This is a genomic window from Pseudomonas monachiensis (genome assembly GCF_047345015.1).
Lineage (GTDB): Bacteria > Pseudomonadota > Gammaproteobacteria > Pseudomonadales > Pseudomonadaceae > Aquipseudomonas > Aquipseudomonas monachiensis.
This window is the reverse complement of record NZ_CP178857.1, coordinates 4,982,614-4,999,966: the sequence shown is the minus strand read 5'-3', so window position 1 is coordinate 4,999,966 and position 17,353 is coordinate 4,982,614. Positions and strand designations below refer to the sequence as shown.

Below are 17,353 nucleotides of genomic sequence, written 5' to 3'. Positions count from 1 at the left end.
CGAGGCCGGTTTTTTTATGGGCGGGATAACACCGGGACCGACTCAGTCGTCGAAATCTTCCCAGCCACCCATCTGTTTCCAGCGATTGACGATGCCGCAGAACAGCTCTGCCGTCTTCTCGGTGTCATAGCGAGCCGAGTGAGCCTCGCGACCGTCGAAGTCGATGTCTGCTGCCTGGCAAGCCTTGGCCAGCACGGTCTGGCCGTAAGCGAGGCCGGCGAGCGTTGCGGTATCGAAACTGGAGAACGGATGGAATGGATTGCGCTTCATGTCCAGCCGCGCAACCGCCGCATTGAGGAAGCCCAGGTCGAAGCTGCTGTTATGCCCGACCAGGATCGCCCGTTTGCAGCCATTGGCCTTGAGGGCCTTGCGCACGCCGCGGAAGATATCGTTCAGGGCAGACTCTTCACTCACGGCCATGCGCAGCGGGTGATCAAGCTTGATCCCGGTGAACTCCAGGGCCGCCGCTTCGATGTTCGCGCCTTCGAACGGCTCGACACGGAAGAAGTAGGTGTGATCGGGGTAAACAAAACCCTTTTCATCCATGGCGATGGTGGTCGCGGCGATCTCCAGCAGGGCGTCGGTGGCCGAATTGAAGCCACCGGTTTCTACGTCGACGACTACCGGCAGGTAACCACGGAACCTGGCCGCCATTGGATGACGCGGGCCGCCTCCGCCGCCATTGCCTTCCAGTTCGTCGTCGAAATGGTCTTCACTCACGCGTGTTCCTCCAGCAGGCGCCAGCGCAGTTTTTCACCGGCGCGCAGCGGGATAACGGTCAGCTCGCCAAATGGCAGGCTGGTCGGGGCGGTCCACTCTTCGCGGACCAGGGTGATGCGATCGGTGTTGGCCGGCAGGCCATAGAACCGAGGGCCATTGAGGCTGGCAAAGGCCTCGAGCTTGTCCAGCGCATTGCGCTGTTCGAAGGCTTCGGCATACATCTCGATGGCCGCATAGGCGGTGTAGCAACCGGCGCAACCGCAGGCCGCTTCCTTGGCGTGCTGGGCGTGGGGGGCCGAGTCGGTGCCGAGGAAGAACTTCTCGCTGCCGCTGGTGGCCGCGTCGAGCAGGGCTTCCTGGTGGGTATTGCGCTTGAGGATCGGCAGGCAATAGAAGTGCGGCCGGATCCCACCCACCAGCATGTGGTTGCGGTTGTACAACAGGTGATGCGCGGTAATGGTCGCGCCCACGTTGGCCGAAGCCGAGTTGACGAACTGCACGGCATCGGCGGTGGTGATGTGTTCGAAGACCACTTTGAGGGCCGGGAAACGCTCGACCACGCGACGCATGTGCTCGTCGATGAAGATTTTTTCGCGGTCGAACACGTCGACATCGCCCCGGGTGACCTCACCGTGGATCAACAGCGGCATCCCGACTTCGGCCATGGCCTCGAGTGCAGGGAAGATCTTGTCGATGCTGGTGACGCCAGAATCCGAGTTGGTGGTCGCGCCGGCCGGGTACAACTTGGCGGCGTGAATGAATCCGCTGGCCTTGGCCTCGCGAATTTCTTCGGGCTGGGTGCGGTCGGTCAGGTACAGGACCATCAGTGGCTCGAACAGGCTGCCGGCCGGGCGAGCAGCGAGAATCCGCTGGCGATAGCCGTCGGCTTCGGCCGCATTGCGCACCGGTGGAACCAGGTTGGGCATGATGATGGCGCGGCCAAAGGTGCGCGCGACATCCGCGACGGTATTGGTCAACACGGCACCATCGCGAAGATGAATATGCCAGTCGTCGGGACGCAGCAGGGTCAGGCGGTCGGACATGAGGGGATTCCAGGCGGGTCAAACTCAAGGGAATGCTACCGGAAAAGACTCTTGCAGGCACTCGCTATCAAGTTTTGCAGGAAGCTTCCGATATCCAACAGGTATGCCGTAAACATGTGTGTGTCGGTCTTTTTGTTGTAGAAACCAGTGGAGCCTCCCGTGCGCCAGCGTTATTTAGCCTTGCTCAGTGTGTTTGCCAGCCTTCCGGCGATGGCGCTCACTTTCCAGACACGTCTGGAGAACATTGAGTGGACGGTCGAAGGCGACAAGTTCGAATGCCGCCTGACTCAGCCGGTTACCGACTTCGGCTCTGGCGAGTTCGTGCGTCGTGCCGGCGAGCAGGCGACGTTTCGTCTGAAAGCCTACAACCCGATGATCGGCGGTGGTTCGGCGACCTTGCTGGCCGCTGCCGCGCCGTGGCAGCCGGGTCGTGACGATATCAACCTGGGCACGGTGAGAATCGGCAGTGGCAACGTATTGTTCAACAGCTCACAGGTTCAGGCCGGGCGTCTGATCAGTGGCCTGATGGACGGTCGCAGCCCGGTGGTTCGACATTCTTCGGGGGATGGGCGGGTGTCGGAAGTACGCTTGTTACCGGTCAGGTTCACCCAAGCGTTTGCCGACTACCAGGGTTGTGTGGCGAAACTGTTGCCACAGAATTTCGAACAGGTGAAGCAATCCGAAATCGGCTTCCCCGGCGGCGGAATCGAACTCGACAGCACCGCAAAAGCCAAACTGCAGGTGATGCTGGAGTACATGAAGGCCGATCCGACGGTCAATCACATTGAACTCGACGGGCACTCCGACAACAGCGGCAACCGCCTGACCAACCGCGACCTGTCGCGGCGCCGAGCCCTGGCAGTGATGGAGTTCTTCAAGGCCAACGGCATCCAGGAGTCGCAAATCACCCTGCGTTTCCATGGCGAGCGTTATCCGGTGGCGCCTAACACCAACAACATCAACCGTGCGAAGAACCGTCGAGTAGCGGTACGCCTGGAGCGCGGAGCACCAGTGGAACAAGTCGCCCCGCAAGCGACGAAAGCGGCCACATCGGCAACTTCCTGACTCTTTGGTCATCGTCGCCCTCTCGACATAATCTGTCGCTTCGTCGTCATAAGCTGTCGCGCCACTGTAAATTATTCTGCATGAGCGGTAGACTTCCCGGCTTTCCGTAGAACCCCGTGGAGTGATGGCATGGCGGACGTAAACAAGGTCGTTCTGGCGTATTCCGGCGGCCTGGACACTTCGGTGATCCTCAAGTGGCTGCAGGATACTTATAACTGTGAAGTGGTGACCTTCACCGCTGACCTGGGGCAGGGCGAAGAGGTCGAACCTGCACGCGCCAAGGCTCAGGCCATGGGCGTCAAAGAGATCTACATCGACGACTTGCGCGAAGAGTTCGTGCGCGATTTCGTTTTCCCGATGTTCCGCGCCAACACCGTTTACGAAGGCGAGTACCTGCTGGGTACTTCCATCGCTCGTCCGCTGATCGCCAAGCGCCTGATCGAAATCGCCAACGAAACCGGTGCAGACGCCATTTCCCATGGCGCCACCGGCAAGGGTAACGACCAGGTTCGTTTCGAACTCGGTGCGTACGCCTTGAAGCCAGGTGTGAAAGTGATCGCTCCGTGGCGCGAATGGGACCTGCTGTCCCGTGAAAAGCTGATGGACTATGCCGATAAGCACGCGATCCCGATCGAGCGCCACGGCAAGAAGAAGTCCCCTTACTCCATGGATGCCAACCTGCTGCACATCTCCTATGAGGGCGGCGTGCTGGAAGACACCTGGACCGAGCACGAAGAAGACATGTGGCGTTGGACCGTTTCTCCGGAAAACGCTCCAGACAAGCCGCAGTACCTGGAACTGACCTACCGCAACGGCGACATCGTCGCGCTGGACGGCGTCGAAATGACTCCGGCCACCGTGCTGGCGACCCTGAACCGTATCGGTGGTGAGCACGGTATCGGCCGTCTCGACATCGTCGAGAACCGCTACGTGGGCATGAAGTCCCGTGGCTGCTACGAAACCCCTGGCGGTACCATCATGCTGCGTGCCCACCGTGCGATCGAATCGATCACCCTGGACCGCGAAGTGGCTCACCTCAAAGACGAGCTGATGCCCAAGTACGCCAGCCTGATCTACACCGGCTACTGGTGGAGCCCTGAGCGTCTGATGCTGCAACAGATGATCGATGCGTCCCAGGTCAACGTGAACGGCGTTGTGCGCCTGAAGCTGTACAAGGGTAATGTGATCGTCACTGGCCGCAAGTCCGACGACTCGCTGTTCGACGCCAATATCGCGACCTTCGAAGAAGATGGCGGCGCGTACAACCAGGCGGATGCAGCGGGCTTCATCAAGCTCAACGCCCTGCGCATGCGCATTGCGGCGAACAAAGGCCGGAAGCTGTTCTGAGACCTTTGAAATCGTGATGGTTACCTGGCCTCGTCCTCGACGAGGTCAGGTACCTGAAAACGGGGTGTGACGCCAGTTACTGCGTTGTCGGGTGTTTTCGTATCCGATGATGATTTCCTGTTTTTCTCCTGCTCAATGGCCTGACCTGTACTAAACGTTGTTGTTCGCCGGTTGCTCGGCCTGATCAATGACCGACAGCCTGTGCGAGTCTGGATTGTAGGTCACATAAAAGGCGTCACTGCGCTTGCTGGCCTGCCTTGAATGTTCATGCGCACCGGCTTTCAGTAATTTCTCCGAAACGGCACAAGTGACAAACACAATCACATACGCCGCCTTTTCCCGTGGCCTCTGGATTTTTTCCAGCAGCGCTCCAAACTCGACCTCTCTGTTCATCCAGCGTACATCGACGATGTAGAGGTCTTTTACCTGTTCCGGCAGCTGAAGGTGATGCTGGACGGATACGGTGGTTTGCAGACCGATCCCGGTTGGCGGGTCCTGTGCGCCACAGGGCGTTCGGGTTGACTGGCAGTCATTCGTTGACGTCTCCAGTGCGGGGTTTTCAGATGGCTTTGCGGAGGCTTTCTTTTCCGAACGCCCAACATCATCCATGACCTTCATGAAGTGCTTGCCCTTTTCAAAATCGGAAGGCGCATAAAGTGATTTATAGTTGAAGTTGAGTGTCGCGAAAAAAAGTAAAATTAAATAGAACGGAAAGCTGATCAGGAACCAGACGTAGAGTTCTCTTTCCTCCTGATCAAGGAAGGGTAGAGAGACGGCTGCCGAAGTTTCAGATAGCGCTGCGAATATCGCGATAATTGTCATTGGGTTGGTGACTCGTTTGTTTATCATGTTTTGTACTCATGTCGGATTGTCTGTTCTCGAGTGGTTTATGAGGTTGGTTTGATGTGGTGGTTATTGTAATGTTTTTTAGTGTCTGCTGGTTTTTGGTGGGTTATTATTTGTTTGTTGTATTGCTCTTAGGGTTCTTGAGTTTTTGGCATGTTTTAATGATTGCTCAAAAAATATTATTTGCTGTAAGAGTAAATGGATGCTGGGTGTGTGATATTTCCGGTGTGAGTGTTGAATACGTAAATATCAGTTACGTTTTGACGGAGAGGTAGAGGCTAGTGTTTTTCAGGGCGCGGCCGATCAAGCTGGTACTCGGAAAATTTTGGTCGTAAATCGACAGGGGTGGCTGCTGGAAAGTGCGACACACTGACGCTGATACAGTTTTCAATTCATTCCGTTCGAGGGATTTTTGTAGGAGAAATCCGTGTTGTTTGTAGGGTATGTCTCTTGGTGTGGGTGGCCGGGAGGGGCGACATGCCATGGGTGAAACGACTAGGCTATTGTGCGGGCTCTAAAAATTCGAACAGCGAAAATTGGACTTGCCCATGAATAAAGTGCTGATCGTGGATGATCACCCCGTCATTCGTCTTGCGGTACGTATGCTAATGGAGCGTCATGGCTACGAAGTTATTGCAGAAACCGATAATGGTGTGGACGCACTGCAACTAGCCCGTGAACTTATGCCGGACATTGTCATTCTGGATATCGGGATTCCGAAGCTGGACGGATTGGAAGTCATCGCGCGTTTGTCTTCGGCCTCAATGCCGATGAAAGTGCTGATCTTGACTTCCCAGGCACCGGGACATTTTTCGATGCGTTGCATGCAGTCCGGTGCAGCCGGTTACGTCTGCAAGCAACAAGACCTCACGGAGTTGCTCAGTGCAATAAAGGCCGTGTTGTCAGGTTACAGTTACTTTCCTAATCAAGCCTTGCATACCGTGCGTTGCAGTTTGGGGAATGCCAGTGAGGCCGATATGGTTGATCGGTTGTCGGGGCGGGAAATGATGGTCCTGCAACAGTTGGCCCGAGGAAAGACCAATAAAGAGATTGCCGATGGAATGTTTCTCAGCAATAAAACAGTCAGTACTTACAAGACCCGCCTGTTGCTCAAGCTCAATGCGCGGTCTCTGGTCGATCTGATCGAACTGGCACAACGCAATGGTCTGGTGTGATGACATAATTGCGCGACAAGGGGCGCCTACCGGGGTATGGCACTTAGAAAAAAAGCCTCCGTTTCGGGAGGCTTTCAGGTGTCATAAATCAAAATCGTAATCGGCCAATTGCTTTTGCAGTCGGCGCTCCTCCAGCAGGTTGTCGATGGTGCGGCGTTTGCTCAGATTAGTTTTCGCCACTTCAACCACCGGCTCGGCGTCATCGGTTTCGGCGGTGGTGAAATCGTCTTCTACGTCCAATTGCTCTTTGCCAGTACTCATTTAGTTGCTCCAGGCTAAGAAGGCCTTTGGCGCTCCTTATATCGACAATCTCCCGGCGGGTAAAAAAGATTTTTTCAATCGACAATTCAATAAACCTAATAGCGCCTCAATCGTCGGAGGTTTTGTGCTTGTATTCGCACAAGTCCTCGATCCGGCAGCTTCCGCATCGGGGCTTGCGGGCCAGGCAGACATAGCGGCCGTGAAGAATCAGCCAGTGATGGGAGTCGAGCAGGTACTCCCTGGGCACGAATTTCATCAGTTTTTTCTCGACTTCCACCACATTCTTGCCGGGAGCAATACCCGTCCGGTTGCTGACCCTGAAAATATGCGTGTCGACGGCCATGGTCAGCTGACGGAATGCCGTATTGAGTACCACATTGGCGGTCTTGCGGCCGACGCCGGGCAGTGCCTCCAGCTCTTCGCGGGTTTGTGGCACTTCACCGGCGTGACGCTCGACCAGCAAGCGGCAGGTTTCGATCACGTTTTTCGCTTTGCTGTTGTACAGCCCGATGGTCTTGATGTACTCCGAGAGCCCTTCGACACCCAGGGCATGGATCGCTGCCGGGGTATTGGCGACCGGGAACAGCCTGGCCGTGGCCTTGTTGACGCCCACATCGGTCGACTGCGCCGAGAGAATCACGGCGATCAGCAATTCGAAGGGTGAGGAATAGGCCAGCTCGGTCTTTGGTTCCGGGTTGTCCTCGTGCAGTCTGCGGAAGATTTCCAGACGTTTTGCGGCATTCATGGGTAGTACGTTTCCTCGAAGGCAATCAGTGTGTGGGCGTGGGGCGCCAGGCCTGCCAGGCGGCGATCAGCAGCCCGAGCAGGATGAACCCGCCAGGGACCAGGGTGGCCAGGCGCAGGCCACCGTCAGCCATCAGTACCCAGCCTTGCCAGTCAGTTTGTGTTGCGCCGGACAGCCACGATAGAGGGTTTCCAAGTGCTCCGTTGCCGATGAGTTCGCGCAGCAGGCCCAACGCGATCATCAACGTGGCAAACAGGGCATTGAGTCGCCGGCGTTGGCGCCAACCGTTCTGAAAGAACCCGGTGTGTTCCAGTACGACGCATTGCAAGGCGATCAGGGCGCCGTAAAACCCCAGATGCTGCTGCCATTGCAGCGACCAGACTTGTGCCATGAGTTCCGCGCAACTGGTGAGCGTGGCCGCCAACAGGATGCTGGCCAGCAAGCAGGTCGCCGGGACCAGTCGGGATCGCAGGACGCCCATGGCCAGGCTGAACAACTCGGTCACCACCATGAACATCAGGCATAGGCCAAGTGCGGCCATCAGCGAGTGGGTGGCGCCGATCAGCGGTGTCAGCATCAAGGCGTTACGCAGAGTCGAGGAGCTATCCATGGGCAGGGATTCCGAGCAGTTGTTGCCGGTGTTCATCGAAGTAGCGCAAGGCATCGTGGATGGCATTGATCACCGCTCTTGAGGTGATGGTCGCGCCTGCGATCTGATCGAACTGCCCTTGATCCTTTTTCAGCGCCCAGCCGCTGTCACCGGGTTCTGTTCGAGACTTGCCGGAAAAAACCCGGAGCCAGGCATTGGGCCAGTCGGCGATCTTTGCCCCCAGCCCTGGTGTTTCCAACTGTTTGAGGGTTTTGACGCCCAGCAACCTGCCGTTGGCGTCGACAGCGATCAACAGGTCGATGGCACCGGCGTAGCCAAGGGTTTGACTGCGCAGCAACACCGCGACGGGTTGATCGCCCCGGGTCGCCAGATAACCACCGAGCAAGGTGCTGTTGGTCAGTGGGGTTGCTTCAATCGTTATGGGGTGTTCGAGTGGTTGATTGTCGTAGCTGTCCGGCGCGATCAGGTCCAGCAGATGACCGCTGTCGATCAGGCGCTGTTCGGCTGCAATGCGCGGCGCGCTGCCGAGTTGCACGAAGTAGGTCATGCCGAGGCCCAATGCGGCCAAAAGCACCACAAGTGCGATGCTTGATGTCCGGTTCATGGCGTCTCCGGCTGTTGCCTGGCTGCTACGAACCGCTCCAGCGCCGGCACGCACAGGTTCATCAACAGCACCGCGAAGGCGATGCCGTCCGGATAACCACCCCAGGTACGAATCAGATAAGTCAGGAGCCCGACGCCGACGCCGAACAGCAATTTCGCGCCAGGGCTTCTGGGGCCGGACACCGGTTCGGTGATGATAAAGAACGCCCCCAGCATGGTCGCGCCACTCAGCAGGTGAAACAATGGCGAGCCATGGGAGTCGGAGCCCGAACCGTTCCAGCACAGCAGGCTGATGATGAACAGGCTGGCCAGCATGCCAACCGGTGCATGCCAACTGATCACCTTTCGTTGCAGGAGAAACATTCCACCCGCCACAAAGGCCAGGTTCACCCATTCCACCCCCCGGCCGCCAAAGTGGCCGAATGCCGGGTTGCCGGCAAACAGTTCATCAATGGTCAGGCTTTTGTTGATCCGCAGACTGTCCAGTGCGGTGGCCTGCACCCACGCATCCGGCATTTGGCCGATGCCGAACACGTGCTGCAAGCCGCTCGGTAGATCCATGCCATGGGGCGATGGCCAAAGGGTCATTGGGTAGGGAAAGGTCACCAGAACCAGCGCCAAACCGAGCATCGCCGGGTTGAAGGGATTCAAGCCGACGCCGCCATACAAGTGCTTGCCGAATACCATCGCAAAAGCGGCTGCACTGAGGGTCAGCCACCATGGGCAGTAAGGTGGCAGCGCCAGAGCCAGCAGTGCGGCACTGACCAGCGCGCTACCGTCACTCAAGGTTGGCCCCGGCGGTCGCTGGCGCAAATGCATGACAGCGGCCTCGACGGCCAACGCGGCAGTGGCCGCCAGAACCAGATTGATCAACATGCCCCAGCCATACAGCCAGAACGCCGCCAGCATTCCCGGCAGCGTGGCCAACAGCACCAGTTTCATCGCCTGTTGCAGGCGATCATCCACCACGTCAAGGGCTGGCATGGGCGTCTACCAGGCGTTCGGCTTCACCGAGTGCGCGCTCCAGGGCTTCGATTTGCTCCGCCGGTGCCTCGTTGGCCTGAGCCTTCTTGAGTTCGGCGCGGTGCATGGCCAACTGGATCTTGGCCCGTTTCAGATCGGCATCATTTGACGACACAGCTGCGACCGTCGGTGCAGGGGCCGATGGGGCGACACTTTCCAGGTGCGCGAGGTTTTTCTCGGCGGCTTCGAACTGCTGTTGCAGGGCAATCAACTGCGATTGCTGTTCGAAGGTTGGCGGGTGCCCAAAGGCCTTCAGCGATTTGTGCAACTGCGCCCGACTCATCGCAACATCGATCCTGGCCTTTTTCAGTTCGCCATCGGCATTGGCGGTTTTCTGTGCGCGGACGCGTTCGAGGGCCGCCTGCACCGGGTCGGCTGTCGTCTCGGCAGGTTGCGCGGCTCGCTGCCTTGCCTGGCGCTCGGCGACTTTCTGTTGTTCCTCACGCAGCAGGCGAGCATTGCGTTGTTCGAAGCGGCGCCGTGCGTGGTCGCGCTTGATAGTGCGGGCCTGCCGCGCCTGTGGTGTGAGGGCCAGGCCCCCGACAACGGGCAGTACCGTGTTCGGCAGCAACGGGCGCATTTCGATGCAGTCCACCGGGCACGGTGCCACGCAGAGGTCACAACCGGTGCACTCATCGATGATCACCGTGTGCATCAGTTTGGCCGCGCCGACGATGGCATCGACCGGGCAGGCCTGGATGCACTTGGTGCAACCAATGCACTCGGCCTCGCGGATATAGGCGATCTGCGCCGGGGCCGAGCCACGGCTGACATCCAGCTCCAGCACCGGCACCTTCAGCAAATCGGCCAGGGCCGCGATGGTTTCGTTGCCGCCTGGCGGACACTTGTTGATCGGCTCGCCATTGGCGATGCCTTCGGCGTACGGTTTGCACCCGGGGTGGCCGCACTTGCCGCATTGGGTTTGCGGCAAGAGAGCGTCGATGATTTGAATCAGACTCATGTTTTGATCAGTCCACTGAATCCGAGAAAAGCCACTGCGATCAGGCCGGCACCGATCAGGTCGATCGGCAAGCCGCGAAAGGGCAGGGGAACATCGTTGTCGGCCGTGCGTTCACGCAAATCAGTGAACAGGCTCAACACCAGCCAGAAGCCCAGCCCTGCACCGAGGCTCAAGGCTGTGGCGTGAAAGAAACCCTTGTCTTGCTGAGCGTTGAGCAAGGCCACGCCGAGCACGCCGGCATTGCCCAGCAGTAACGGCCAGAGGCCTTCGAACGGCAATGTCGAAAACAGCCGGGCCAACAACTTCAGCAACGGGCTGATCAGCAGCACGCTCAATGGCAGAAACACAAACAGACGCAGCGACGTCAATTGCAGTGGCACCAGCAGCCATTGAAAGAACGCATAGCCGAGCATGCCCACGACCAGCATCAGGCAGGTCGTCGCAATGCCCAGGGCATGGACCTGACGGCGCTGGCCGGCCAGCAGCGGATCGACGGCCAACGGCCAGTGCAACACGATGTTGTTGATCAGGGCGGCGCTGATAAGCGTAAGCAGGATTTCGGTCATGATCGTCCATATCCGATGCTGGATAACTCTGTAGGAGCTGCCGCAGGCTGCGATCTTTTGACTTTGCTCTTAAAGAAGCCAAGATCGCAGCCTGCGGCAGCTCCTACAAGATGAAGCCAGACCTGAGAGACAGTATGGGCCAGACATGAAAATCCCACAGCCGCGCCAGGCACGACTGTGGGATCGATTTGCCGCAGACCTTACTTGATGCGCTGGCCCGGCTTGGCGCCGCTGTCAGGGCTGAGCAGGTAGATCTCTTCACCGCCAGGGCCGGCCGCCATCACCATGCCTTCGGAGATACCGAACTTCATTTTCCGTGGCTTGAGGTTGGCAATCATCATGGTCAGTCGACCATCGAGCTTGGACGGGTCCGGATAAGCACTCTTGATCCCGGAGAACACGTTGCGTTGCTCGTCACCGATGTCCAGGGTCAGGCGCAGCAGCTTGTCTGCACCTTCCACGTGTTCGGCCTTGACGATCAGAGCGACACGCAGGTCGACGGCGGCAAAGGTGTCGAATTCGATTTCCGGCGACAGCGGATCCTTGGCCAACTCGCCGTTGCCGGCAGGCGCGGCTTCGCCGGTGTCGGTCTGGCTGGCAGTCAGGTCTTCTTTCGAGGCGTCGGTCATGGCTTGCACCTTGACCGGGTCGATACGGGTCATCAACGGCTTGAACTCGTTCAGCTGGTGATTGCCGAGCAAGGTCGCGTGGTCGTTCCAGGTCAGCGGCGCGACGTTGAGGAACGCCTCGGCATCAGCGGCCAGCAGCGGCAGCACTGGCTTGAGGAAGATCACCAGTTGACGGAACAGGTTGACGCCGGTGGCGCAGATGGCCTGGACTTCATCCTGTTTGCCTTCCTGTTTGTTCAGCGACCACGGCGCCTTGTCGGCGATCCAGGCGTTGGCGCGGTCGGCCAGGCCCATGATCTCGCGCATGGCGCGGGCGAAGTCGCGGGCTTCATAGGCGTCGGCGATGCCTGGCGCGGCGGCCAGGAAGGCTTCGGACAGCTCGGGCGCGGCGTTGGTGTCGACCATCACGCCGGCATTGCCCTTGTTGATGAAGCCGGCACAACGGCTGGCGATGTTGACGACCTTGCCCACGAGGTCGGAGTTGACCTTCTGCACGAAGTCTTCGAGGTTCAGGTCCAGGTCATCGACGCCACGGCCCAGCTTGGCCGCATAGTAATAGCGCAGATATTCCGGCGACAGGTGGTCCAGGTAGGTCCGGGCCTTGATGAAAGTGCCGCGGGACTTGGACATCTTCTGGCCGTTGACGGTCAGGTAGCCGTGCACGTTGATCCCGGTTGGCTTGCGGTAGCCCGCGCCTTCGAGCATGGCTGGCCAGAACAGGGCGTGGAAGTTGACGATGTCCTTGCCGATGAAGTGGTACAGCTCGGCGGTGGAGTCCTTGCCCCAGAACGCGTCGAAGTCCAGCTCCGGCGTGCGGTTGCACAGGTTCTTGAAGCTGGCCATGTAACCGATCGGCGCATCCAGCCACACGTAGAAGTATTTGCCCGGCTCGTCGGGGATTTCAAAACCGAAGTACGGCGCATCGCGGGAGATGTCCCACTGTTGCAGGCCGGCATCCAGCCATTCGGCGATCTTGTTGGCCACGGCATCCTGCAGGGTGCCGCTGCGGGTCCAGGTTTGCAGCATTTGCTGGAAGTCTGGCAGCTTGAAGAAGAAGTGCTGGGAATCCTTGAGCACCGGGGTGGCGCCGGAGATCGCCGACTTCGGATCCTTCAGGTCGGTGGGTGCGTAGGTCGCGCCGCATTTTTCGCAGTTGTCGCCGTACTGGTCTTCGGTGCCGCATTTCGGGCAGGTGCCCTTGATGAAGCGGTCGGCCAGGAACATTTTCTTTTCCGGGTCGAAGTACTGGGTGATCGAACGCGTGGCGATATGCCCGGCGTCACGCAGCTTCAGGTAGATCTGGCTCGACAGCTCACGGTTTTCTTCGGCGTGAGTGGAGTGGAAGTTGTCGAAGTCCACCAGGAAATCGGCAAAGTCGGCGCTGTGTTCAGCCTGGACGTTGGCGATCAGCTGTTCCGGGGTGATGCCTTCCTTTTCCGCGCGCAGCATGATCGCCGATCCGTGGGCGTCGTCAGCACAGACATAAATGCATTGATTGCCGCGGTGCTTCTGGAAGCGCACCCACATATCGGTCTGGATGTATTCCAGCATATGGCCAAGGTGGATCGAACCATTGGCATAGGGCAGGGCGCTGGTGACGAGGATCTTGCGTGGCTCGGACATGGGGCTCGGCTACTTGATGAAACGGAGGTCGGCCACTATAAAGCGCCGGCGCATATTTTTCACCCTGTGAGCCTGTTTCATTGGATGAGTAACAGGTGAAGGTTCAACATCCCGCCGAACGCTTAGAACAGGTACGATACCCATCATCTTTCCAGTCCTGTTTTCGGAGTTGCCCATGAGCGCCGTCAATCGCGCAGCGGTGGAAGCCGTCCTTCGCCAATACACCGACCCTTACCTGAACCAGGACCCGGTCAGCGCCGGGTGCGTGCGCAACATCGAGATCCAGGGCGAGCGCGTCAGCGTTCAGCTTGAACTGGGTTATGCCGCCGGGCTGTTCAAGAGTGGCTGGGCGCAGATGCTGGAAATGGCCATTCAGGGTCTGGATGGCGTGGCCAGTGCCAAGGTTGAAATCACCAGTGTGATCGCTGCGCACAAGGCTCAGGCGCAGATTCCGGGCCTGGCGAACGTAAAAAACGTGGTGGCCGTGGCGTCCGGCAAGGGCGGCGTGGGTAAATCCACCACGGCGGCCAACCTGGCCCTGGCCCTGGCCCGCGAAGGCGCCAAGGTCGGGATTCTCGATGCAGACATCTACGGCCCGAGCCAGGGCATCATGTTCGGCATCCCCGAGCGCACCCGCCCTGAAGTGAAGGACCAGAAGTGGTTCGTGCCGCTCAAGTCCCATGGCGTCGAAGTGATGTCCATGGCCTTCCTCACCGATGACAACACGCCGATGGTCTGGCGCGGGCCGATGGTCTCCGGCGCCTTGCTGCAACTGGTGACCCAGACCGCGTGGGGGGACCTGGATTACCTGGTCATCGACATGCCGCCTGGCACCGGTGACATCCAACTGACCCTGGCGCAGAAAGTGCCGGTGGCCGGCGCGGTCATCGTGACCACCCCGCAGGACCTGGCATTGCTGGACGCGCGCAAGGGTGTGGAAATGTTCCGCAAGGTCAACATTCCGGTGCTGGGCGTGGTGGAGAACATGGCCGTGCACATCTGCTCCAACTGCGGACATGCCGAGCATCTGTTCGGTGAGGGCGGAGGTGTGAAACTGGCCAACCAGTATGGCGTCGAGTTGCTGGCTTCGCTGCCGCTGTCGATGGTCATCCGCGAGCAGGCCGATGGCGGCAAGCCAACGGTGATCGCCGAGCCTGACAGCCAGATTGCGATGGTTTACCAGGAACTGGCCCGCCATGTGGGGGCGCGGATCGTGTTGCAGGAGGCTTTGACGCCGGCGATGCCGAATATCAGCATCAGCGACGATTGATTCCGGTCGCCTGTTGAAAGATCGCAGCCTGCGGCAGCTCCTACGGGGTGAATATCAGTCCCATGTAGGAGCTGCCGCAGGCTGCGATCTTTTGATCTTGCTTTAGATCCGCAACCCACCATCCATCTCCAGGATCCGACCGGTGTAATAGTCGTTCTCGAAGATGTAAGCCGCCGAATGGGCGATTTCTTCAGGCTTGCCCATGCGTTTGAGCGGGATCCCGGCAGTCATCTTCTCCAGCGCTTCAGGCTTCATGCCCAGGGTCATTTCGGTTTCGATGAAGCCCGGTGCAATGCCGGCGACGCGAATTCCGTAGCGTGCCAGTTCCTTGGCCCAGGTCACGGTTGCCGCAGCGACACCGGCCTTGGCGGCGGAGTAGTTGGTCTGACCGACGTTGCCGGCGCGGGAAATCGACGAGATATTGATGATCGCGCCGCTGTTGTTCAGCTCGACCATTTTCGCCGCGACTTCACGGGTGCACAGAAACACGCCGGTCAGGTTGACGTCGATGACGGCCTGCCACTGGGCCAGGCTCATCTTGGTCATTTCGCCATCCTTGACCTTGAGCAACAGGCCGTCGCGCAGGATCCCGGCGTTGTTGATCAAGCCATGGATCGCGCCAAAGTCTTCAGCGACCCGGGCAACCATGTGGGTCACTTGCTCTTCGTTGGCCACGTTGCACAGGTAGGCGCGGGCCTCGACACCCTGGGCCTTGCAGGCCGCGACCGCGTCGTCGAGTTTTTCCTGGTTCAGGTCCACCAGCGCGAGTTTCGCGCCCAGGCCTGCGAAATACTCGGCCATGGAGCGGCCTAAACCCTGGCAACCGCCAGTGATAATGATTACTTTGTCAGTGAGTTGCATTCGCATGCCCCGGTAGCAGGTCTGAGTGTTTTCCTTGTAGAGAGCCTCTCGATCTGCGCCTGACGTGGCCCGGCTGCACATGAGAACTGCCCCGATGGCGTGCTGGGACTTTCACCAGCAGCTCGTCCGTTTTTCTGACGGATTCTATTTAAGGAGTCATAAATTGAGCGTTGAAGCGGCTAAGCATGCACGAGAATTGCTCCTCAAGGAATACCGTGGGGTGCTCTCGACGCACTCCAAATCGATGCCCGGTTTTCCGTTTGGCTCCGTGGTTCCTTACTGCCTGGACGAGCAGGGCCGGCCGCTGATCCTGATCAGCCGTATCGCCCAGCACACGCATAACCTGCAAAAAGATCGGAAATGCTCGCTCTTTGTCGGCGAACGTGGCGCCGAAGATGTCCAGGCCGTTGGTCGACTGACTTACCTGGCCGAGGCGCATCAACTCGAAGACGAAGCCGCCATCGAGGCTGCTTCCGAGCGTTACTACCGCTACTTCCCGGAGTCGCAGGGTTATCACAAGGCCCACGATTTCGATTTCTGGGTGCTCGAGCCTGTACGCCACCGATACATCGGCGGTTTTGGCGCGATTCATTGGGTCAACGAGCTGACCCTGGCCAACCCGTTCGCCGGCAAGGCCGAAGTGAGCATGGTCGAGCACATGAACGCCGATCACGCCAAGGCCATCGCCCATTACGTCGATCTGGCCGGGCTGCCGAAAAACGTGCCGGCGCAAATGGTCGGTATCGATACCGAAGGCATGCACCTGCGTATCGGTCAAAGTCTGTACTGGTTGCCGTTTCAAGCGTCTTGTAATACGCCGACACAAGTTCGCGAAGCCTTGGTTTCTCTGGCCCACGCCGATCATTGGCCGAAAAATGAAGTGGCCGACGCTTGAATTCACGAAACGGCGACGTCATCTAAGGTGAACTGGCAAGGCATTCTTGCGTTGAGGAACCATTTGATGCGCCCTTTTTTGTTGCTCTTTCTGCTGTTCCCGGTGTTGGAGCTGTTCGTATTCGTCAAGGTGGCAGGGTCCATCGGGTTTTTCCCGGCCCTGCTGCTGATCATTCTCGGCTCGATGTTCGGCGTGTTTGTGCTGCGTATAGCTGGCCTGGCCACGGCACTGCGTGCCCGTGAAAGCCTGAGCCGCGGCGAACTGCCGGCCCAGACCATGCTCGAAGGCCTGATGCTGGCATTGGCCGGTGGCCTGCTGATTCTTCCGGGTTTCATCAGCGATGTGATCGGCCTGTTCATGCTGTTGCCGTTCAGCCGTCGCCTGCTGGCCAATAAAATGCGCCAGCGCGCCGAAGAGCAGGCGCTGCGTCAGCGAGCGTTCGCCGACGATCTCCAGGCCCGTGGCGGCCCGGTGCCTCGCGAACCGCTGGGCCGTGAGCCCAACGTGATCGAAGGCGAGTTCGAACACCGCGATACCAAGTAATACGCACATCGACACGGCACCTGCGGGTGCCGTGTCCGTTTGCGGGGCAGCGAACAGAAAATTTTTCGAACTCCGCCCTTGTAATAAGCTTATGCGCCCTTATGTAACGGTCACCGCAAGGTTTCTGGCGATCACGCCAGACAGACTTCCGCGGTTCGCTTGACGAACCGCACCCGGCGCCGCCGGACTTTGTTAAACCCGCCGGGACTACACCGGCCGATGAAAACCACAATTAGGAGAGATCGACAATGAAGCTTCGTCCTCTGCATGACCGCGTCGTCATCCGTCGCAGCGAAGAAGAAAAGAAAACCGCTGGCGGTATCGTCCTGCCAGGTTCGGCTGCTGAAAAAGCCAACAGCGGCGAAATCCTCGCTGTAGGCCCAGGCAAAGCACTGGAAAGCGGTGAAGTGCGTGCACTGTCCGTGAAAGTGGGCGACAAGGTTGTGTTCGGTCCTTACTCCGGCAGCAACACTGTGAAAATCGACGGCGAAGACCTGCTGGTAATGAGCGAGAACGAAATCCTCGCTGTTATCGAAGGCTGATTACCCGCTCATTTTCCCGCTACTT

The 17,353-nt window shown here is 58.8% G+C and carries 18 protein-coding genes and 1 pseudogene; 7 read left to right on the top strand and 12 right to left on the bottom strand.

The window, feature by feature from the left end:
* Window positions 1-42: 42 nt before the first annotated feature.
* Both rnt and pyrC read right to left on the bottom strand, forming a co-directional pair.
* On the bottom strand, window positions 43-720 hold the full coding sequence (gene rnt / locus ACMDB8_RS22370; protein ID WP_046043606.1) for a ribonuclease T: 678 nt from the start codon (window positions 718-720) through the stop codon (window positions 43-45).
* On the bottom strand, window positions 717-1,763 hold the full coding sequence (pyrC, locus tag ACMDB8_RS22365) for a dihydroorotase (protein ID WP_056726142.1): 1,047 nt from the start codon (window positions 1,761-1,763) through the stop codon (window positions 717-719). Before pyrC ends, rnt begins: the two co-directional genes overlap by 4 nt.
* A gap of 159 nt (window positions 1,764-1,922) precedes the next feature.
* Between pyrC and ACMDB8_RS22360 the strand changes: the two genes are divergently transcribed.
* Window positions 1,923-2,828, top strand: a complete 906-nt coding sequence (locus ACMDB8_RS22360; protein ID WP_409078396.1) for a flagellar protein MotY — start codon at window positions 1,923-1,925, stop codon at window positions 2,826-2,828.
* Window positions 2,829-2,957: 129 nt separating this feature from the next.
* Entirely contained in the window at window positions 2,958-4,175 is a 1,218-nt protein-coding gene (locus tag ACMDB8_RS22355) for an argininosuccinate synthase (protein ID WP_007985864.1), read from the top strand.
* Between the two features lie 150 nt (window positions 4,176-4,325).
* Here ACMDB8_RS22355 and ACMDB8_RS22350 read toward each other — a convergent pair whose 3' ends face one another.
* Complete coding sequence (locus ACMDB8_RS22350) at window positions 4,326-5,024, bottom strand: hypothetical protein (protein ID WP_056726140.1); 699 nt, start codon at window positions 5,022-5,024, stop codon at window positions 4,326-4,328.
* Between the two features lie 545 nt (window positions 5,025-5,569).
* Here ACMDB8_RS22350 and ACMDB8_RS22345 point away from each other — a divergent pair.
* Window positions 5,570-6,196 (top strand): response regulator transcription factor, encoded by a 627-nt coding sequence (locus ACMDB8_RS22345; RefSeq protein ID WP_056726139.1) that lies wholly within the window; start codon window positions 5,570-5,572, stop codon window positions 6,194-6,196.
* A gap of 81 nt (window positions 6,197-6,277) precedes the next feature.
* Here the strand turns inward: ACMDB8_RS22345 and ACMDB8_RS22340 are convergent, their stop codons facing one another.
* The 8 genes and pseudogenes from ACMDB8_RS22340 to metG all read right to left on the bottom strand — a co-directional run bounded on the left by ACMDB8_RS22340 (window position 6,278) and on the right by metG (window position 13,217).
* Window positions 6,278-6,457 carry a PA3496 family putative envelope integrity protein gene (locus ACMDB8_RS22340; protein WP_007972325.1) on the bottom strand — a complete coding sequence of 60 codons (180 nt, stop codon included), beginning with the start codon at window positions 6,455-6,457 and terminating at the stop codon, window positions 6,278-6,280.
* A gap of 106 nt (window positions 6,458-6,563) precedes the next feature.
* Window positions 6,564-7,202 (bottom strand): endonuclease III, encoded by a 639-nt coding sequence (gene nth / locus ACMDB8_RS22335; protein ID WP_008053529.1) that lies wholly within the window; start codon window positions 7,200-7,202, stop codon window positions 6,564-6,566.
* 25 nt (window positions 7,203-7,227) lie between these two features.
* Window positions 7,228-7,812, bottom strand: a complete 585-nt coding sequence (locus tag ACMDB8_RS22330) for an Rnf-Nqr domain containing protein (protein WP_223541837.1) — start codon at window positions 7,810-7,812, stop codon at window positions 7,228-7,230.
* On the bottom strand, window positions 7,805-8,416 hold the full coding sequence (locus ACMDB8_RS22325) for an RnfABCDGE type electron transport complex subunit G (protein ID WP_056726137.1): 612 nt from the start codon (window positions 8,414-8,416) through the stop codon (window positions 7,805-7,807). Before ACMDB8_RS22325 ends, ACMDB8_RS22330 begins: the two co-directional genes overlap by 8 nt.
* Window positions 8,413-9,399: an RnfABCDGE type electron transport complex subunit D gene (locus ACMDB8_RS22320; protein WP_409078395.1), complete on the bottom strand. Its 987-nt coding sequence runs from the start codon at window positions 9,397-9,399 to the stop codon at window positions 8,413-8,415. Before ACMDB8_RS22320 ends, ACMDB8_RS22325 begins: the two co-directional genes overlap by 4 nt.
* A gap of 607 nt (window positions 9,400-10,006) precedes the next feature.
* Window positions 10,007-10,378, bottom strand: a pseudogene (gene rsxB, locus ACMDB8_RS22315) (electron transport complex subunit RsxB); the annotation flags it as partial.
* A 17-nt stretch (window positions 10,379-10,395) separates the two neighbouring features.
* Window positions 10,396-10,965 (bottom strand): electron transport complex protein RnfA, encoded by a 570-nt coding sequence (locus ACMDB8_RS22310; protein ID WP_409078394.1) that lies wholly within the window; start codon window positions 10,963-10,965, stop codon window positions 10,396-10,398.
* A gap of 200 nt (window positions 10,966-11,165) precedes the next feature.
* Window positions 11,166-13,217: a methionine--tRNA ligase gene (gene metG / locus ACMDB8_RS22305; protein WP_409078393.1), complete on the bottom strand. Its 2,052-nt coding sequence runs from the start codon at window positions 13,215-13,217 to the stop codon at window positions 11,166-11,168.
* A gap of 175 nt (window positions 13,218-13,392) precedes the next feature.
* Here metG and apbC point away from each other — a divergent pair, with 175 nt between their 5' ends.
* Window positions 13,393-14,487, top strand: coding sequence for an iron-sulfur cluster carrier protein ApbC (gene apbC, locus ACMDB8_RS22300; RefSeq protein ID WP_223541834.1), 1,095 nt, complete (start codon window positions 13,393-13,395; stop codon window positions 14,485-14,487).
* Between the two features lie 102 nt (window positions 14,488-14,589).
* Here apbC and ACMDB8_RS22295 read toward each other — a convergent pair whose 3' ends face one another.
* Entirely contained in the window at window positions 14,590-15,348 is a 759-nt protein-coding gene (locus ACMDB8_RS22295) for an SDR family oxidoreductase (protein WP_223541833.1), read from the bottom strand.
* Between the two features lie 163 nt (window positions 15,349-15,511).
* On the opposite strand from ACMDB8_RS22295, the gene ACMDB8_RS22290 reads away from it, so the two are divergent.
* The 3 genes from ACMDB8_RS22290 to ACMDB8_RS22280 all read left to right on the top strand — a co-directional run bounded on the left by ACMDB8_RS22290 (window position 15,512) and on the right by ACMDB8_RS22280 (window position 17,328).
* Window positions 15,512-16,243, top strand: a complete 732-nt coding sequence (locus ACMDB8_RS22290) for a HugZ family protein (RefSeq protein ID WP_056726130.1) — start codon at window positions 15,512-15,514, stop codon at window positions 16,241-16,243.
* Window positions 16,244-16,309: 66 nt separating this feature from the next.
* Entirely contained in the window at window positions 16,310-16,786 is a 477-nt protein-coding gene (locus tag ACMDB8_RS22285; protein ID WP_056726129.1) for an FxsA family protein, read from the top strand.
* A 248-nt stretch (window positions 16,787-17,034) separates the two neighbouring features.
* Window positions 17,035-17,328: a co-chaperone GroES gene (locus tag ACMDB8_RS22280; RefSeq protein WP_056726128.1), complete on the top strand. Its 294-nt coding sequence runs from the start codon at window positions 17,035-17,037 to the stop codon at window positions 17,326-17,328.
* Window positions 17,329-17,353: the final 25 nt, after the last annotated feature.